Source organism: Tamlana sp. 2_MG-2023 (assembly GCF_030548465.1).
Taxonomy (GTDB): domain Bacteria; phylum Bacteroidota; class Bacteroidia; order Flavobacteriales; family Flavobacteriaceae; genus Pseudotamlana.
Window position 1 is genome coordinate 234846 of record NZ_JAUOSF010000006.1, and the last position, 19432, is coordinate 254277.

Sequence of the window (19432 nt, forward strand, 5' to 3'; positions counted from 1 at the left end):
ATTAATTTTAAGTATTAAATATGAAAACAGTTATCTATAGTTTGTTTTTAATTTTTCTTTTTGTGTCATGTAAAAACAAAGAGACAGAACAACAACAACAACAACAACAACAACAACAAAATATACCAATTAAAAAACCAAATATAATACTGTTACTTGCTGACGATATGGGTTATGGTGAATTAGGTTCGTACGGACAAAAAGATATTAAAACACCATTTTTGGATTCTTTGGCATCTCAAGGAATGAGATTCACAGATTTTTATGCTGGAACAGCTGTGTGTTCACCTTCTAGAGCTGTTTTAATGACTGGTTTACATACAGGTCATGTAAGTATTAGAGGTAATAAAGGTCAATTCGGAAATAAATACGATAGAGTGCCCTTAAGAAAATCTGAAACTATAATTCCAGAAATGCTTAAAAGCGCAGGTTATCAATCTGCAATGATTGGCAAATGGCATTTGGGTGTTCCTAATGATACATCTACTTGGGCAAAAGGAAGGGGTTTTGATTATGCCGTACAGGAACAATGGGGAAAAGATATAAGAGGTAATGAAATAGATGAACGCATACATTGGGTAAACAACAATCAAGATTCAATACTATATGAATATAATAAATACAAATGTTTAGATGAGTTTAGAACCAATTTTGCATTACAGTTTCTAGAAGATAAAGAAGATGACAAACCATTCTTTTTGTATATGTCCTATAGAACACCTCATGCAAATGAATATGAAGTACGTAAAAACGACTTATACAAAGACAAAGGTTTCCCTGAATATGACAGGTTATATGCCTCTAGAATTACAATGTTAGACGAACAAATTGAACGACTTTTTAATACTCTAGAGCAACGCGGAGAATTGGACAATACAATTGTAATATTTACAAGCGACAATGGCCCTTGGACAGGTTCTCATCGTTTTAAAAAACATTTAAAACATAGTCATGAGTTTTTTAAATCTTCAGCTGGATTAAAAGGCTATAAACGTGATTTATATGAAGGAGGAATTAGAGAACCAATGATTGTTTATTGGGAAGGAAAGATAAAGGCTGGACAAGTAACAAATCATCCTTCAGGATTTATTGATATTATGCCAACTATAGCTGAAATTACTGGAGCAAAAGTACCAGATAACATAGATGGTATTTCATTCTTACCAGAATTACTAAATAAAGAGCAGAAAAAACACGACCATTTATATTGGGAAATTCAAGAAGGTGCTTCAGTAAAAGGTTTTAAACAAGCTGCTAGAATGGGAAAATGGAAAGCAATTAGAATTGCGAATTCATTTAAAACTGAATTATACGACTTAGAAAAAGATGTCAATGAAACTAATGATATTTCAGAACAACATCCAGAAATAGTTTCAAAAATGAATAACATTCTAAAAACTGAAAGCGAAGTCATTGAACATTACCCATATTCAGGTGGTGTATTTAAGAAATAATCTATTATCATGATAAAAAATATATTAAAAACAACATGTTCCATCTTCATAGTTTTAAGCGTATTTTCTTGTAATTCCCAAAAGAAACAGGAAGCAAAAAAAGAAACTAAGCAACCCAATATCATCTGGATTATGGCAGAAGATATGAGCTTAGACTTAGAATGCTACGGAATGCCTGCTGTTAAAACACCTTATCTGAATAAAATGGCAGATGAAGGTATTCGTTTTGATAATGCTTTTGTTACAAACCCAATTTGTTCACCAAGTCGTTCTGCAATGATGATTGGTACACATCAAGTAAAGACAAACACTCACAATCACAGAAGTAACAGAGATGTGCCTTTAGACGAACAATTCAAACCGTTTACATCATTATTGCGTAATGCAGGATACACAACCATTTTAGGACATCATGGTGTTATGAAAAAAGGACGAAAAATTGATGTTAATTTTAAGCATGAGCCTTTAGGAGAATGGGATGGAAAAACCAAATTTGGTCTATTTGATAAATATGATACGTTTGAAAAAGAAGACGAACCATTTTTTGCGCAAATTCAATTAGTTGCTTCTCATCGAGGTGATTGGTGGAACGAGGTTCGTGAACAATCAGAACACCCTGTAAACCCAGACGATGTTATATTACCAGAGCATTATGCAGACCATCCAACTATTCGTTTAGATTGGGCAAAATACCTCGATCAAGTGGAATATTTGGATAATGAAGTCGGCATGATTTTTAAAGAATTAGAAGACAAAGGGATGGCAGACAATACCGTTGTTATTTTTATTGGAGACAATGGTAGATGTAACATTCGAGGTAAAGGCTATTTGCATGATCCAGGTTTAAGAATCCCATTCATTATTTATTATCCTAAAGATTTTAAAGGAGGGCAAATAAGAAAAGAGGTAGTGAGTGCCACAGATATTACTGCTTCAATTTTAGATTTCGCCAATGTGGAAATTCCAGATTACATGACAGGAAAACCCATTTTCAATGCAAATTTTAACCGAGATTATGTGTATGCTGCACGCGATTTATGGGATGAAATTGAAGAAAAATCTAGAGCCATTACTTCAGGAGAATGGAAATACATAAGAAATGATAAACCAAAAATTCCATTTGATGCGCATCAAGCCTATTTAGAATTTTACAGACCAGCCGTTCATGTTATGAGAACACTAAACAAAGAAGGAAAATTGAATGATGCACAGAAATTCTTCTTTGCAGATTCTAAACCAAAAGAAGAACTCTACAATTTAAAGATAGATCCTCAAGAGTTAAATAACCTCGCTAACCATCCTGATTATGCATCAAAATTAGCAGAGATGCGAAACATAACTATCGTTTTTGATGACACTATGAAACCTATTAGTAATATCTATAACCCAACACACGCCGGAGCTGTTGATGTTCTTCAATATGTAAAAGCAGAAAAACCTGAGCAATATAAACAAATGCAAGAAGGTGTAGAAATTGGCTTTAAAAAAATGACAGACGAATATAAAAAATCTAAAAAGAAATAAATATGAACTTTAAAACCATAATAGGATTAACCTTAATTATATGTTTCAGTTTTCAATCTTGTAAAGAAGGAAGTGTTGGAGATATAAATATAAACCAAGATTGGAAATTCAAATTACTTGAAGATTCCAACGGTTCAGAAGATAATTACCATACAGAAGATTTTAACGATTCTAATTGGACACCAGCTAGTTTACCACATACAGCCAACCTAGAACCATTAGTTGTAAATAATCAATGGCAAGGCATCTGTTGGTACAGAAAGAATTTTACAGTGCCTTCAGAAGATTTAAACAAAAAAGTGATTTTAGAATTAGAGGCTGCCATGAACCATTCTAAAATATGGGTTAATGGCATGGAAGTCACAACACATATTGGTGGTTATTTACCTGTTGTTTCCGATATTTCAAAATATATAAAATCTGGAAATAACACGATTGCAATTCGGTTAAACAATAACGACAATCCAATTACAGGCCCAAAACCATTAAAAATATTAGACTTTAACACCTATGGTGGTTTATACAGAAACGCTTGGTTAAAAGTAAAAAACAAGGTACATATTTCACATCCTGTTTTAGCTGACAAAGTAGCTGGCGGAGGTGTTTTTATTACCACTCCAAAAGTATCTAAAAAGGAATCGCAGGTACAGGTAAAAACACATATTGTCAATGACGAAAATGATGCACAAGAAGTAAAAATTGTACACTCAATTTTTTATGATAAAGAATTGGTTAAAGAACAATCAACCGAAGTTGTTACTATTGAAACTGGAAAAGATTTAGAGTTTGTAGAAAAAATTTCAATTGAAAATTCAAAATTATGGTCACCTAAATATCCTAATCTATATAAATTAGAAACAACTGTATATGTAGGTGAAAAAGTGGTAGACACGAATTCCGAAAGATTCGGGATTAGAGAATTCACTTTTGATGATGACAATCAATTATACATCAACGGAGAAAAAACCTTTTTACGAGGTGTAAATCGCCATCAAGAATATCCATTTGTTGGATATGCCCTTTCAGATAATGCGCAATACAGAGATGCAAAAAAAATAAAAGAAGCCGGTTTTAACTATATCAGATTATCTCATTATCCTCAATCACCTGCTTTTATGGATGCCTGTGATGAATTAGGTTTAGTAGTTGTAGATGCTGTTTTGGGCTGGCAATATTATTTGGATAGCGATCAATTTAGAGAACAAATTTATAAATCTGCCAAAGAACTCATTTATAGAGATCGAAATCATGCCTCTGTTTTAGCATGGGAAGTTTCATTAAACGAAACAAAAATGCCAGTTTTCTTTATGGAAGAACTGGATAAAATAGTGCACGAGCAATACCCTGGCGAACATGTATATTCTTGCGGCTGGATGGATGATGTTTACGATATTTATTTTCAAGCGCGTCAACACAGACTTTTACATCCGCACGAGTTAAAAAACAAACCATACTCCGTTTCTGAATATGGTGATTGGGAATATTATTCAAATAATGCAGGTTTAAACCAAGACAAACTTTCAAAAACTAAGCGTTACGAAACGAGTAGCAGACAAAGACGAGAATATGGTGAAGCGCGCTTATTGCAACAGGCTTTTAATCTACAAGAATCGCATAACGACAACATGAATACCGTGGCATATTCAGATAGCTATTGGGTTATGTACGATTACAATCGTGGTTATCATCCTGATATTGAATTTTCTGGTATCATGGATATTTTTCGTATCCCCAAATTTGGATATTATTTCTATAAAAGTCAACGTGATACCGATGAAGAAAATGTGTTGAAAATTGCGACGTATTGGAATGAAGACTCACCTTTAGACATCCATGTTTTTGGAAATTGTGATGAAGTTGCTTTGTATCTAAATGATGAATTAATTTCTAAACAAAAGCCTGACCAAAATAGAATTTCTACAAATTTAAAACATCCACCATTTACTTTTAATATGGAATCATTTAATAAAGGAACGCTAAAAGCGGTTGGTTACATTAAAGGAAAACAAGTATCTGAAGATTTTGTAAAGACACCAGAAGAATCAGTAAGTTTAAAAATGTGGGCTGACGAAAGTAGTGTTGCTCCTCAATCTGGAGTTAACGATTTACTTTTCGTATATATTGCAGCCGTCGATAATAATGGAACTATTGATCCAGATTTTTCAGGTGATATTCAACTTAATATAGACGGTGATATTAAAGTGATGAATGTTGGTAATATAAAAGCTGAAGCAGGAATAGCAACAGCTTTAATTAAAATTGGTAACACTAAAGGTTTGGCTATTATAAATTCAACTTCATCTCACTTAAAAGGAAATTTAAAATTAGATATTCATTAAGCCTAAAAATAATGACAAGTCAAGCCATGTAATAGCTAGCCTATTATTTTAATTCCACTACCAAGTGTTAATTTACTGTTAAGGACATGTTATTTACTAATAACCACATGATAACTCTGAAATAATTCAAATTTTATAAAATGAAATAACAACCAGAATTCCATGAATATATTTTTTAAAAACAAAACTCGATTAGCTAATTTTTTTACAATTTTATTTCTTATTACCACTACGTTAGTTTCAAGTTGGAATAGTCCTGTAAAAAAAGGCGAAACCGTTTTGTTTAAAACTGAAATTGGTGAAGATGCAACTCCAGTAGTTGTAGCAAGACTTCTTAAGGCGGAGGGAAATCCAATTTCAGAAATTAAATTCGAAAAAGGTACTTATCATTTTTATCCAGATAAAGGATTCGAAAAATACTGTTATATATCTAATCATGGTGATTTAATGGTTAAAACCCCCTTCCCTATTTTTAACATGAAGGATTTAATCATCGACGGGCAAGGTTCTACTTTTATTTTTCATGGCATAATAATTCCGTTTCTTATTAATGAAAGTGAAAACATAACCGTGAAAAATCTATCAATCGATTGGAATGAACCGTTTCATAGTGAAGGATTAATTGTAGCAAATGATGAAAAGAACAAAACCTTTGATATGCAAATATCAGATGAGTATCCTTATGAAATTCGCAATAATCAAATCTTTTTTATTAAAGAGTATTACGAACACAGCTTAGGTCAATCCATATTATTCGATCCAAAAAGAAAGGCCGTAACTTATAATACCCAAGCTTATACAGGTATATCTACAATTGGACGTAATTCTACAAAAAACAACCTAGATAAAATTAATTATAAATATGAGCATGATGATCGTGCACCTGAGTTTAAAGATATAGGAACAGAAAACAGGTTAGTTATAGAACAATTAAAACCAGGATTAGTTCGTGTTCATAATCATAAAAAAGAAATGCCTCCCAAGGGAATGATTTTAACCATGAAAGGAGAACAAGGATTTAATAGAGTGTCTCCAGCGATTAGAGTAACCCATACAAATGGATTTAATGCCACAAATGTAAATATACACCATGCTGGTGGCATGGGTATAATTGCCGAAAATTCAGCCGATTTAATTTTAGATAACTTTAATATCATACCATCTCATGGACGTATGGTTTCAACTACGGCCGATGCTACTCATTTTGTAGGATGCCGAGGCAAAGTGGTATTAAAAAATTGCACATTTAACAATCAATTAGACGATGCTATGAATGTACATGGTACCTATCAAAAAATTGTTGATGTTCTAGACGATTATAGCATTGGAGTTCGCATGATGCATCATCAACAACTAGGTTTTATTATTGGATATGAAAACGATAACATTGGTTTTGTAAGATTGAGTAATTCATTTTTACCTTATAATAAAGGAACTATTAAAAAAACAGAGTATTTAAATAATAGATATCAAATTATCACATTTAACGAAAAATTACCTGCAGAATTAAAAACGGGAGATTTAATTGAAAATTTAGATGGTTATCCCGATTTACTTGTTCAAAACTGCAATATAGGCAGTAATAGAGCAAGAGGTTTATTAATCTCAAACCCATTAAATACAGTTATAGAAAACAATGTTTTTAATACAGAAATGGAAGCTATTTTGGTTCCTGTTGAAAGTGGATATTGGTATGAGTCTGGAAATGCAGCTAATGTAATTATTAGAAATAATGAATTTAAAGATTGTCAATATGGAGGAAATAATAGAGGTGTTATTCGATTTGTTACAGATGATGACAACGAAAACATCGCTTTCAAAAACATAGAAATTTCTAATAATACATTCAACCAGTTTGATAATTTAATATTGCAGGTTACTAACGCTGATGGAATAAAGTTTACAAACAATAAAATAACCAATTCTGGTACCTTTCCTCGATTATATCCAGAGAATCCAGTAATTCAGGTGAAGTCTTCAAAAAATATCATATTCAAAAACAACAAGTATTCAGGTTTGGTGTCTCCTAATAGCATCTTACAATCCGATATATCAGAATTAAACTTTAAATAACAACTAAAAACTAAACAACATTAACTAAACATCAAACATAAGACAACTTGATTCTTTCAAGTTTTTAACTAAGCTAAATTATATGAAACTAATGAACAAACTAAAAACTAAAGAAAAGTGGAGAAAACTATCACTTTTGACTTTGATTTTATTGCTGAGTTTATGCTTTAATTTGCACGCTCAACAAATAACAGTTACAGGTAATGTAACAAGTGCCGATGATAGTTTACCAATTCCAGGGGCCGCCGTTTTAGTAAAGGGTACCAATACTGGAGCAGCAACCGATTTTGATGGAAACTACAGTATACAGGCTAGTATAGGAGACCTAATAGAGATTAGTTATTTGGGTATGGAAACCACAATAGTTAAAGTATCTCAGGCACAAATGAATGTGAAGATGAATTCTGATTTAGATAATTTAGATGAGGTGATTGTTGTAGGTTATGGTACTCAAAAGAAAAAGGAAATTACCGGTGCAGTAGCTCAAGTAAAGGCTGAAGATATTGAGCAATTTATAACTGCAGATGTATCCTCTACACTTCAAGGACAAATAGCAGGTGTAAATGTAACAGCTGGTTCTGGAGAACCTGGTGAAAGTTCAAACATTCAAATTAGAGGTGTTACTTCTTTAAGTGGTTCAAATACCCCTTTATTTGTTGTAAATGGCGTTCCGCAGGTAGGAGATCCTAGGTTGGCTTCTAATGAAATTGAAACTATTGACGTCCTTAAGGATGCTGCCTCGACCGCAGTTTATGGAGCGCGAGGTGCCGCCGGTGTTATTTTAATTACAACAAAGCAAGGTAAGGAAGGACAATTAAACGTAGACTTTAATTATACATATGGAATTCAGTCATTAGGAGAAGGAACACCTTTGATGAATACTGCAGATAATTTGACTTATGAAACCAATAGAAATAAATACTCCTCGGTTACTTTTGATCCGCAAATTGAAAAATTTCCATCTTGGATTAATAATGATAATAAGTTTGATGATTATGTTTTAAATAATTATGCTGAAGTTAAAACGTACAATTTGGGTATCTCGGGTGGTGCTAAGAATTTTTCTTATAGTATAGTCGGTGGATTATTTGATCAAGATGGGGCCTTAGTAAATTCTAACTTTAAGCGTTATAACGGTAGAGCAACAACATCATATGATACAGATAACTGGAAAATACAAGGTAGTATTGGTTACACTATAGAAAACAGAAAGCGTGCAAGTAATGGACTTATAGTTCAAGCTAGCCGTTATAAGCCATATTTCCCAGCAATAGACCCAAATGAAGATGTAAGTGCAATTGGTGATTCAGGAGGTATTAGAACACCTTCAGTAGCTTTAAATCAAGCATTGAGGCAAGAAGATTTGAGTACCAGAGATGTTATTAATGCAAATTTGTTATTGCAAAGAAGACTTTCTAGTGACTTTACATTAAACACAAGAGTGGGTACATCAATTAACAATGATAAAAGACATATTTTTAGACCAGCTTTCGGACTCTATAATATTGAAACTGATGAAATTGAAATTGACGATACAAGAAACGGTGTTAGGGATATTGCTTCTAGAACAACCAAATTCAGTTGGGACGTTAGTTTGTTATTTAACAAAAGCTTTGGTGATCATAATGTTTCAGCATCAGGAACTTTTACTTTAGAAGAAGATAGTTTTTCCTCTTTTGACGCTTCCATTCAAGGTATAGCAAACAATAATATTCACGTATTGGACGGAGGTACAGTAAATGAGGCTGTAAATAGTGGTTTTAACCAAGATTTTCCTGCAGGAACTCAAGATAATTATAATAAGAAAACAGTAGGTACTTTAGCAAGAGTTCAATATAACTACAAAGAAAAGTATTTACTTTCTGCATTAGTGAGATATGATGGGTCATCAAGATTTGGACGTAACTATAGATGGGGAACCTTCCCTTCAATTTCTGCAGGATGGAATATTTCTAGTGAGCCATTTTGGAGCCCAATTAAACCTGTTGTAAATAACTTTAAATTAAGACTGAGTCATGGTACGGTTGGTAATGATAGTTTTAATGATTATGAATATAGTAGCACAATTGCACCCTTTGGAGATTATGTTTTTGATGTAAATGATAATGGAGAAGAATTTGGGACCTCAATAAGATCTTATGCAAACGCAGATGTAAGATGGGAAACTTCGGTTTCAAATAATATAGGTATTGATGTATCATTCTTAAAAAACAAGTTCACGCTTGTTGCTGATTATTACCTTACTAAGAAAAATGACATGCTTTTCCCAGTAACATTACCAGGTTCGGCAGGAGCGTATTATGATCCTATCTTAACCTTAAATATTGGTGATATGGAGAATAAAGGTTTTGAGTTAGCTGCTAATTATCTAGGAAAAATTGGAAAAAGTAGATTAAGAGTTGGCGGTACTTTTACTAAAAACGAAAATGTCATTACAAAAATGCAACCAGGGGTAACCGTTATTCCGAATAGAGGTGTTACACTAGTAAACGGAGATCCAGATATTACGGTAATAGCCGAAGGTTATGAAGCTGGGGCATTCTGGCTTTATACTACAAATGGTGTTGTTCAAAACGATCAACAGTTAGCAGACTATCAAGCTCTAGAAAACAGAGAAAACGCAAGAATGGGAGACTTAATTTATGTAGACCTTAATAATGATGGTAAAATTGATAATAATGATAGGTCTTACAAAGGTAGTGGTTTACCAGATTTTGAATATGGCTTAAATCTTTCCTGGAACTATGCCGGGTTTGATTTTTCTATGAACTGGTATGGTAGTGTAGGTGCTGAGGTGTTAAACGGAAATAAAGCTTTAGTTTACAATTTTGAACGCCACCAAGATTTAGTTAACATGTGGACACCTAATAACCCGACGTCTCAAACCCCTCTTTATAGAGGTGCTGGGAATGATCATTTCAATTATTCAGGATCTACAGATCTTTGGGTAGAAAGTGGCGATTATTTAAGATTGAGACAAGCTACTATTGGTTACACATTACCAAAAGATGTAACAGGAAACATTGGATTGAATACAGCAAGGTTATTTTTCTCTGCTCAAAATGCCATTACCATTACTGATTATGAAGGGTATGATCCAGAAGTTGGAGGGAATAATGTAGCGCGAAGAGGTATAGATAATTCAAGATACCCACTTGCTGCAATTTATAGTTTAGGTCTAAAGTTTGATTTTTAAAAAATTAATTATGAAAAAATATACAATTGTTACAGCGGGCTTGTTTGTTATGTTAAGTGCGCTTATGTCTTGTGAGAGCTACTTGGAGGAAACAAATCCAAATGAAATATCTACAGATATTTATTGGTCTAATTTATTAGAATCTGAAGAAAACTTAACCTCGGTTTATGGCGGAATGCTTAATCAGTTTATATCTGGAGCAAGAGTAGACTCATGGATGTCTGATGAAGGTTTTCCGGGTATTCGAATTGATGCGAATACAGGAGAGCATCGCGCTAATGATGGTGCTTTAAACTGGTATAATCATCAAATAAATGAAGATACTGATGAAGTAAACAGAAGGTGGGATGCTTTATATCAAGTTATTTGGAGAGCAAATCAAGTTATTCAAGGATTAGAAGGAATGACTGAAGATTTAAAAAGTGACCCAAAGTGGACTGAACAAATGGGGCAAGCAAGATTCTTTAGAGGCTTAGCACATTTTTATTTACATTCCATATATAATAATGGTAAAATTGTTATAAGAGATATAGTTCCTACTACCCCAGAAGAGTTAGGGAAACCAGTTTCTGAATCTGATGAAGTAATTACCTTTTTTAGAAGCGATTTAGAATATGCATATACAAACTTACCTGGTCAAATGGAACCAAAAACTAGAGTAGACGCAGGAGCGGCGGGTACTATTTTAGGAATGAGTTACCTATATCAAAATGATTTCGCAAATGCACAAACGTATTTCGATGATATCATTAATAACAAGAATAAGGATTATGGCTATTCATTAGAACAAGATGTAAGTATGATGTTTACAAAAGCAGGTGATTTCAATTCAGAATCTATATTAGAAATCAATTACAGTTTACATAAACCAACTGATGTGGCCTTTGACGAGGAAGATTTCATTACCAGAAATGCCAGATATTCAGCACCTCGTGATGGTGGTGGATCAAGTGTCTTAGAAACCTTTACTCCTTCTACATGGTTAATTCATGCTTATTCTAATGACGAACTCGACCCAAATGATCCGAGAAACACGATTGTTGATAGAACTGGAACACAGCGCTTACGTAAAGTATCATTAAGAGCGTCAGCTATGGTTGCGGTTGTAAATGATGAGGATACAGAATATTATCAAGAGCCGTCAGCTCCAATATTACAAAATTTCACAAGTAATGGATTGCCAGGTTACTTTAAAAAATACACCAATCATGATATCACAGACACTGAACAAAATATAGGCATAAACAGCTGGCAATCTGGTAAAAACGTCATTTTAAATCGTTTGTCAGGAGTATATTTAATGATGGCTGAGTGCTTAAATGAAAACGGTGATCTTGATGGTGCGTTATTACATATAAATGCGCTTCGTGATAGATGGGGCCTTTTAGAATTAGCAGGAGCGGAATATGACACACAAGAAGAAGTTAGGGCTCGCTTACAATTTTTCGAGTATCCAATGGAATTATCTGTTGAAGGCGTTTATGCAAGAAACATTGATTTGAGACGCTGGGGTATAGCAAAAGAAAGATATCAAACTTTAAGTGAAACAGACTATTATCTGACTGACTACACATATGTTGACACAGACCCAACGACAACGGCCATAAGAAGAAATAGTTTTTTGTTACCAGGAGTTACTTCTAATGATGCTGATGTTCAGTTAGTCCCTGAATACTCAGGTGCAGCTGCTTTTTATACAGATGGGTACTGGCCACTTCCAGCGAGTGAAACCATAAATAATCCACAAGTTTCTAACTAAAAAATAAAAAAGATGAAAAAATTATTAATACTAAGTGTATTGTTACTAACGATCTTATTTAGTTGTAACAATGACGATTATATTGCTCCATATGGCGATTATTCCAATTTTTTGTGGACTACGACGTCAGGCGCTGAAGAAACAGATTATGTCATTGCATTGAATGATTTTATTGGGTTCTTTAATGTATCTAATAATGAGCTTTCTCATAATTGGAGCATACCAGCGGGAACAAGTATATTAAATAAGGAATTTACTGAAAATGATTCTATTTATACTGAGTTTGTAATTGGATCAGGACCTACTTCTATTCAAGAAAAACAGTTAAATGTCCTTTTTAATACACCTGGTGTCAAGGAAATTAAATTAAGAAATACATTTAAAGACTCTGTAACAGATTCAGAATTTAAGGATGGCTTTTGGGAAGTAAATAAAACATTTACAGTAACTGTTTTTGATGATATTAGACCAAGCTTTAAAGTGATGCGTGGTGATGAAGAGCTTATTGCTGTTACTGAAAACGAGTGGCCTTCAGATGACAATTCTGCTTCATGGCCTACCGTTACCATTGAGGCAGGGGAAGAATTAACGTTTGTTGATATGACAACAGATGGAGAACCTGATAAAAGAACCTGGACATTCAATGGAGGAGAAATAGAAACAAGTGGTTCTGAAATAGCGAATGTGCCTTATTTCGGTCTTGGGACTTCAAAAGCCGGAAGTCTAAAATCTGTTAGAAATCAAAGTGAAGTGAAACCTAAGGGTGAAGGAACAAAGCTCATTCCACTCAACATAGAAGTGATTAAATCATCAAAACCGTTTGAGGTTTTTGGTAAAGCTTCATTAGATAAAGATGAAACTATTTCATTTTCTGTTACTGGTGAAATTAATAAAATTGGAAACCAGTTAGACAAGTTTAAAGTTAATGTAGTCAATACAGCTGCAGGATTTAATCAAGAGATTGCGGTAGCATCTGTAAGTATTGACCCTAGTGACCCTACAGTATTAAATATGAAATTATCAGATCCTGTATATAACTCTGATGTCGTTAGTATTTCATATGAAGGTGGTGCTGTAGAAGAAGGGAGAATATCAAGTGTTGATGAAAGATATCTTGAAGATTTCGCGGGTTTAATTGTGGATATGTACTTTGAAGGTGGTATGAATTTAGATTTTACTGGTTATGAATTGCCATGGGATGGTGATGGAAATCAATGGAGAGAAGCAAATGCCGGCGGATATTTTGGTCAACATAACGGTACAACAGAAGCGGGCCCATTATACTATTGGAGAGATACAACTGTAAAACGTTTTGGAGTAAGTTCTATGAAGTTTGAAACTAGTGGTGAAGGTCTTGTTCTTGCAAATACAAGATTACAAGGATCTCAATTTTCTACATTATCTCCAATTACAGCTGGTAAATATGTGCCTTCACTTTGGATATATTTAGATGAAGGAAATACGATGAATAATATTGAGTATAACTTTACAACTGGACCAGCTTTAATTTTTGATCTAAGTGCTATCGAAAAAGGTAAATGGGTACAATTAACCTTACCTGAAACAGATTTTGAAGATATATCAAACGGAAGACTTGATATTAATATTAAAAATGCTGGGCAAGATAATGCGCAGGTACAAAAACTATGGTTGGATAATTTTGACTTATTGATAGTTGAAGAAAGAATTTAGTAATACGATACAATTTAAGTTAACAATAATATTATCAATCAATGATTAGAATAAATTGGGTTTTTAAACTAGTAATGTTTTTATCAGTTATAGTTTTGTTCAACTGTAACTCAAATAAAAAGGAAGAGAAGCAAACTTCAGTAAAACCAAATATAGTTGTCATTTATCTTGACGATTTAGGTTACGGAGATTTAAGTGCTTATGGTGCAACAGAAATACAAACACCAAATATAGATGCTTTGGCTACTGGAGGTGTTAAATTTACAGATGGTTACGCATCATCTGCAACATGTACCCCTAGCCGTTATGCTTTATTAACAGGGATGTACCCTTGGCGTAATAAAGATGCTAAGATTTTACCAGGTACAGCACCATTGTTAATTAGTACAGAACAACAAACATTGCCAAAGTTACTTAAAAAGGAAGGCTATCAAACTGCTATTGTTGGTAAATGGCATTTAGGATTAGGAACTGGGGTGGTAAATTGGAATGAGCGCGTGTCTCCAGGTCCTAATGAAGTTGGTTTTGATGAAGCATATATACTTGCAGCTACTCAAGATCGCGTTCCTACAGTTTATATTGAAAATGGAAATGTTGTAGGATTAGATATCAATGATCCTATTGAAGTAGATTATAAGAATAATTTTGAAGGAGAGCCCACAGCCATTAGTAACCCAGAAATGCTTAATATGAACTGGCACCATGGGCATAACAATAGTATTGTAAATGGCATTCCTAGAATTGGCTACATGAAAGGCGGAGAAAAAGCGAAATGGACAGATACAGAAATGGCAGATCATTTCCTGGTAAAAGCTCAAGATTACGTAAAAAAGCATAAAGAAGAACCTTTCTTTTTATACTATGCTATGCAACAACCTCACGTTCCAAGAACTCCACATCCTCGTTTTGTAGGTAAATCTGGATTAGGTCCAAGAGGAGATGTTATTCTTGAAGCAGACTGGTGCATAGGTGAATTCATGAAAACTCTTGTAGAAGAAGGCATATTAGAAAATACTTTAGTTGTTTTCTCAAGTGATAATGGTCCTGTTTTAAATGATGGCTATTATGATGATGCTGTAGAAAAATTAGGTAATCATAAACCTGCTGGACCATTAAGAGGTGGGAAATACAGCATTTTTGAAGCTGGAACTCGTGTTCCATTTATTACGTATTGGAAAGGTAAAATTGAACCAGGCACATCTGATGCGATAGTGTGTCAAATGGATTTAATGGCTTCTATTGCAAATTTAATTGGCACAGAAGAATCATCTACTGATAGCCAAGAATTAATGGATGTCTTTTTAGGTAAAAGTGACAAAGGACGTAACAATCTTGTTTTAGAAGCGACTTCCAGAACCGCTTTACGAAGTGGAGATTGGTTAATGATTCCAGCATATAAAGGTGTTAATTTTAGAGAGAAAGTAGGTATTGAAGTCGGAAGTTTCCCAGAGTTTCAACTATATAATTTAAAAAATGATATTGGACAACAAAATAATTTAGCCAAATCTAACCCTGATAAACTTGCTGAAATGATTCAAGAATTTGAAGCTTTAAGAGGGAAAGATTATAGTCTAAATGTAAAAGACGTTAAATTTAGATAAGATTAGAATCTTTTTAGAATTTATAAATATGAAGGTTAAGTTAATAATTCTAACTGCATTGCTTTCAATAGTATTGTCTGCATGTGCACAAGAAAAAAAGGAATCTAAATCCATAAATCAATCTCCTCCTAACATCATTTACATTTTAGCAGATGATATGGGTATTGGTGATTTAGGTGCCTACGGGCAGAAAATAATCCAAACGCCAAATCTGGATAAGTTAGCAGCAAGAGGCATGAAGTTTACACAGCATTATAGCGGTTCAGCCGTATGTGCTCCTTCTCGCTCAACTTTAATGACAGGTCAACATACAGGACACACCCCTATTAGAGGCAATAAAGAGGCAGGTAATGGATTAGAAGGTCAAGTACCTATTCCTGATAATACATTAACCCTAGCTGAACTATTAAAAGCACGCGGTTACACAACAGGAATGTTTGGAAAATGGGGACTTGGGTTTGGAACAGGCGACCCAAATAATCAAGGCTTTGATGAATTCTATGGTTATAATTGTCAAAAATTAGCACATAGATATTATCCACCATATTTAAATCATAATCAAACAAGAGATTCCCTCGAAGGAAACGATTGGACAAAAAAAGTAACTTATGCTCCTGATACAATTCAGGAGCATAGACTTCAATTTTTAGAGGATAATAAGGACAAATCATTTTTCGCTTACATACCATTGGTATTACCTCATGCTGAAATTATTTCGCCTCACGATTCGATTTTTAAATTATACGACGGGAAATTTAAAGAAACATCATATACAATAGATAATAAATATACTTCAGATTACGGTCCAGATATTGTACCTCATGAGTATGCTTCAGTCGAAAAGCCACTTGCCACATATGCATCAATGATTACAAGAATTGATACGTATGTTGGTCAAATAATAGATAAAGTAAACGAATTAGGACTTTCAGAAAACACCATAATCATGTTTTCCAGTGATAACGGACCTTCCCCAGAAGGAGGAACAAATCCAAATTTTTTCAATAGTAATGCAGAATTTAAAGGTTTTAAGAGAGATTTATATGAAGGCGGAATTAGAGCACCATTTATTGTTGTTTGGCCAAATAAAGTAAAGGAAGGATCTGTTACAAATCATATTTCAACATTTTGGGATGTTTTACCAACTTTAACCGAATTAACTGATTCTAAAACACCAGAGAATATTGATGGAATATCATTTTTGCCAACATTATTAAATAAAAAAGGTCAAAAACAACACGACCATTTGTATTGGGAATTTAACATTAAAGGCGGAAGAAAAGCGATTAGAAAAGGTGATTGGAAAGGTGTTTGGTATAACATGAACGCAAAAGAACAAGGCGATTTTGAACTTTATAATCTATCAAATGATATTTCTGAAACTAAGAATGTCGCGAAAAATCATCCAAAAATTGTTAAAACGTTGAAACAATTGTTAAAGGATTCAAGTACAGAATCTGATTTGTTTCCTTTTAATTAAACAAAATAATTATTGTACAGAGTAGACTATAGACCTGACCCCACATATCACTAGATAAAATCTTGATTTTAAGACACACCTACCAATCTCTAAGGCGTTGGCAGTATGAATACCAAAAAATATCCAAAGTTTTTCTGTGACTTTTGTTTTGGCTTTAATCTTTTTAAGATGGTAGTGTTCCTTTTCTTTTCCAAAACTAACTTCCAACCTAGTTGCTCTTTATTTGGTTATTAATGCTTTCAGGTTTTTTTCTTCTTTATAGTTTTTAGGTAGTTTACCTTTGCGCTTAAAATCAGTTTTAATGATGTTCCTAATAACAAAAACTCGATTCTTATTGGTTGCATAAATCACATCGGCACCTACAATTTTTATTTTCACTTTAGTTAGTGATTGTGCTTTGTAAACAGTGCTTTTAAACCTTGTGCCTTCATTAAAGGCAATAAAATTTAATGCTCTATAAAATTAATTCCGTCTATCTGAAGCTTGTTTACTTTAGCTCCGATCCCGATAGCTATTGGGAACTACTGGTTTTACTTTCTTTCCTCTTACAATAAGTCAGAGGTAATCCTTTTGGATACTCACTATTCTGTTTTTAGGCGATTTCCCTGTCCCGAAGTACTCTTGTTGTTCGATATGGACCTTCTTAATTGTAGCTACTCTTCTGTAATAACTTACCGTAAAGTTTAACTTATTTGTATTGTGAAGTTCTTTTTCAAAAGCGATGAGCTTTACTAGTAAGTGAAATAAGGACCTTGTTAGCGGTTTTCTTTTTTCGTTTATTTTTCTGTGCATTTTACTATATCCAAAATAGCGTTTCTTCCATTTTAAATACTTGGTCCGTATCATTTTCATTCCTAAAAACTTACAGTTCTTCCGCAGTTGTTTAAATAGCCAATCGATGGCTTCCCATAATAATTTTTGTGGAGTAGGATAGCACAGTTCACTCTCGTAACACGTAGCATTCACGGTAATTTGACTTTTACCATCTATATAAGTACTCCAGTGATTATAAAAAACCTTCTCTATCGAGTCTAGATCAAGTTTATCGGCCAATTCACATCGTATTGACTCACTATTTTATAGTTGGTTAAACGTTGTAAACCTAAATGTATATCACAGAAAAATTGATAATCAATATTACTATTGAGTTGCTCAATGAGCTTCTTGTCTGAACAACAAGCGTAATGCTTTAAACCATTAGCGCGATACGCCCTTTTGGCCTAAAAACCATTCTTGATCCTGTAGGTTTTTATGAAACACCCATGTTTTCAACCATAGAATCCCATGGAATCGCTAGATAAATTTCACCTAAATCACTCTGCAGAAAACGGCTATAAAAAACATCAATATTTTCTGTTGCTGATAAAAATGAAAAATGATGCTGAAATTCACTAATTCTTTGTAATTTCATGTTTCAAGGTAATAAGAAAACCCCGTTTTTGGCTTGCAATAACTGATTTCGGGGTTTTTGTTTACCTTAATTCACAACAAAACCCTCGTATTTACAAGGGTTTTGAATATTATGAATGTGTCTAAGCAGAATCACATAACATCAAGAGGCTAGCCTTTTCAATTATAAAAATATAGATATTATTTCATTGGTTTTACAGGAAACTTTTTCATCAATTTTTTGATGTTTTTTGGAATGGTTTTATCCCTTTTCTCAGAATGCTCGTTGATTACCTTAGTCATCACCCCTTGCCAAACTAAGCTTTTGCCAGCAGCATCGTACAAATCAACAACAAGCGTTCCTTCTTTATAATCATCCTCGTCATAAGTGGTTGTTGCAGAAACCATACCTGGCCCCATGCCCCAACCCCAAGCGCGGCGCATACCATAACCATAACCCATACCACCATTAAAATCGGTATAAGCCGTAGTACTTGTTTTATTATTAACTACTAAATATAAGGTAATCACAGCATCAGCTTCAGACTCTACATGAGACATACCTCTTGCCGAAAACTCTTTCTTCAAGGCTTCCAGCACACGTTTTTTATCAAAGTCGTTAACTAACTGATCACTGTTCTTTTCCCAACCTGCAAAAGTATAGGATTTGTATTTTGAAAAATCTGTAGACTTGTCATAGTCACTTTTTACCTGAGCGAAACTACTAGTACAAACAAATAGTAACGTCATTAGTAAAGAAATACGCTTTAATGATTTCATGGTTTTTATTTTTTAAAGATTAATTAATGTATAAACAATTGATACACTATCTCAAATATAGTATATATGGATCAATGCCAAAAGTTGTGTGTGAAGATTAAAAATAGTTAGATCTTTGCACTAAAAAAGACATTGGATCATTACT

Annotated in this window: 13 protein-coding genes; 9 read left to right on the forward strand and 4 right to left on the reverse strand. The window is 33.5% G+C overall.

What is annotated here, in order from left to right; genetic code table 11:
* Window positions 1-20: 20 nt before the first annotated feature.
* The 9 genes from Q4566_RS12255 (at window position 21) to Q4566_RS12295 (ending at window position 17118) form a co-directional block, all read left to right on the forward strand.
* On the forward strand, window positions 21-1454 hold the full coding sequence (locus Q4566_RS12255; RefSeq protein ID WP_303421550.1) for an arylsulfatase: 1434 nt from the start codon (window positions 21-23) through the stop codon (window positions 1452-1454).
* A 9-nt stretch (window positions 1455-1463) separates the two neighbouring features.
* Window positions 1464-2978, forward strand: a complete 1515-nt coding sequence (locus tag Q4566_RS12260) for a sulfatase (protein WP_303421552.1) — start codon at window positions 1464-1466, stop codon at window positions 2976-2978.
* Between the two features lie 2 nt (window positions 2979-2980).
* Window positions 2981-5317: a glycoside hydrolase family 2 TIM barrel-domain containing protein gene (locus Q4566_RS12265; protein ID WP_303421554.1), complete on the forward strand. Its 2337-nt coding sequence runs from the start codon at window positions 2981-2983 to the stop codon at window positions 5315-5317.
* A 162-nt stretch (window positions 5318-5479) separates the two neighbouring features.
* Complete coding sequence (locus Q4566_RS12270) at window positions 5480-7390, forward strand: right-handed parallel beta-helix repeat-containing protein (RefSeq protein WP_303421556.1); 1911 nt, start codon at window positions 5480-5482, stop codon at window positions 7388-7390.
* Between the two features lie 91 nt (window positions 7391-7481).
* On the forward strand, window positions 7482-10586 hold the full coding sequence (locus Q4566_RS12275) for a TonB-dependent receptor (protein WP_303421558.1): 3105 nt from the start codon (window positions 7482-7484) through the stop codon (window positions 10584-10586).
* Between the two features lie 10 nt (window positions 10587-10596).
* Window positions 10597-12345 carry a RagB/SusD family nutrient uptake outer membrane protein gene (locus Q4566_RS12280; protein ID WP_303421560.1) on the forward strand — a complete coding sequence of 583 codons (1749 nt, stop codon included), beginning with the start codon at window positions 10597-10599 and terminating at the stop codon, window positions 12343-12345.
* Window positions 12346-12357: 12 nt separating this feature from the next.
* A complete protein-coding gene (locus tag Q4566_RS12285) occupies window positions 12358-14037 on the forward strand; it encodes a hypothetical protein (protein WP_303421562.1) in 1680 nt (559 codons plus the stop codon).
* A gap of 74 nt (window positions 14038-14111) precedes the next feature.
* Window positions 14112-15638, forward strand: coding sequence for an arylsulfatase (locus Q4566_RS12290; protein WP_303421564.1), 1527 nt, complete (start codon window positions 14112-14114; stop codon window positions 15636-15638).
* A gap of 28 nt (window positions 15639-15666) precedes the next feature.
* Window positions 15667-17118: an arylsulfatase gene (locus Q4566_RS12295; RefSeq protein WP_303421566.1), complete on the forward strand. Its 1452-nt coding sequence runs from the start codon at window positions 15667-15669 to the stop codon at window positions 17116-17118.
* Window positions 17119-17337: 219 nt separating this feature from the next.
* Here the strand turns inward: Q4566_RS12295 and Q4566_RS12300 are convergent, their stop codons facing one another.
* The 4 genes from Q4566_RS12300 to Q4566_RS12315 all read right to left on the reverse strand — a co-directional run bounded on the left by Q4566_RS12300 (window position 17338) and on the right by Q4566_RS12315 (window position 19287).
* Complete coding sequence (locus Q4566_RS12300) at window positions 17338-17496, reverse strand: hypothetical protein (protein ID WP_303421568.1); 159 nt, start codon at window positions 17494-17496, stop codon at window positions 17338-17340.
* Between the two features lie 177 nt (window positions 17497-17673).
* Entirely contained in the window at window positions 17674-18171 is a 498-nt protein-coding gene (locus tag Q4566_RS12305; protein ID WP_303421570.1) for a hypothetical protein, read from the reverse strand.
* 196 nt (window positions 18172-18367) lie between these two features.
* Window positions 18368-18529, reverse strand: a complete 162-nt coding sequence (locus Q4566_RS12310; RefSeq protein WP_303421572.1) for a hypothetical protein — start codon at window positions 18527-18529, stop codon at window positions 18368-18370.
* A 179-nt stretch (window positions 18530-18708) separates the two neighbouring features.
* The gene (locus Q4566_RS12315; RefSeq protein WP_303421574.1) at window positions 18709-19287 is read right to left on the reverse strand and encodes a DUF4136 domain-containing protein; all 579 of its coding nucleotides are present in this window, start codon (window positions 19285-19287) and stop codon (window positions 18709-18711) included.
* Between the last annotated feature and the right edge of the window lie 145 nt (window positions 19288-19432).

Excerpts from the sequence above, each read along its gene's own strand:
- Q4566_RS12295 (WP_303421566.1), top strand. The coding sequence starts at position 15,667 with ATGAAGGTTAAGTTAATAATTCTAACTGCATTGCTTTCAATAGTATTG.
- Q4566_RS12290 (WP_303421564.1), top strand. The coding sequence starts at position 14,112 with ATGTTTTTATCAGTTATAGTTTTGTTCAACTGTAACTCAAATAAAAAG.
- Q4566_RS12255 (WP_303421550.1), top strand. The coding sequence starts at position 21 with ATGAAAACAGTTATCTATAGTTTGTTTTTAATTTTTCTTTTTGTGTCA.
- Q4566_RS12285 (WP_303421562.1), top strand. The coding sequence starts at position 12,358 with ATGAAAAAATTATTAATACTAAGTGTATTGTTACTAACGATCTTATTT.
- Q4566_RS12280 (WP_303421560.1), top strand. The coding sequence starts at position 10,597 with ATGAAAAAATATACAATTGTTACAGCGGGCTTGTTTGTTATGTTAAGT.
- Q4566_RS12260 (WP_303421552.1), top strand. The coding sequence starts at position 1,464 with ATGATAAAAAATATATTAAAAACAACATGTTCCATCTTCATAGTTTTA.
- Q4566_RS12270 (WP_303421556.1), top strand. The coding sequence starts at position 5,480 with ATGAATATATTTTTTAAAAACAAAACTCGATTAGCTAATTTTTTTACA.
- Q4566_RS12265 (WP_303421554.1), top strand. The coding sequence starts at position 2,981 with ATGAACTTTAAAACCATAATAGGATTAACCTTAATTATATGTTTCAGT.
- Q4566_RS12310 (WP_303421572.1), bottom strand. The coding sequence starts at position 18,529 with ATGAAATTACAAAGAATTAGTGAATTTCAGCATCATTTTTCATTTTTA.
- Q4566_RS12315 (WP_303421574.1), bottom strand. The coding sequence starts at position 19,287 with ATGAAATCATTAAAGCGTATTTCTTTACTAATGACGTTACTATTTGTT.
- Q4566_RS12275 (WP_303421558.1), top strand. The coding sequence starts at position 7,482 with ATGAACAAACTAAAAACTAAAGAAAAGTGGAGAAAACTATCACTTTTG.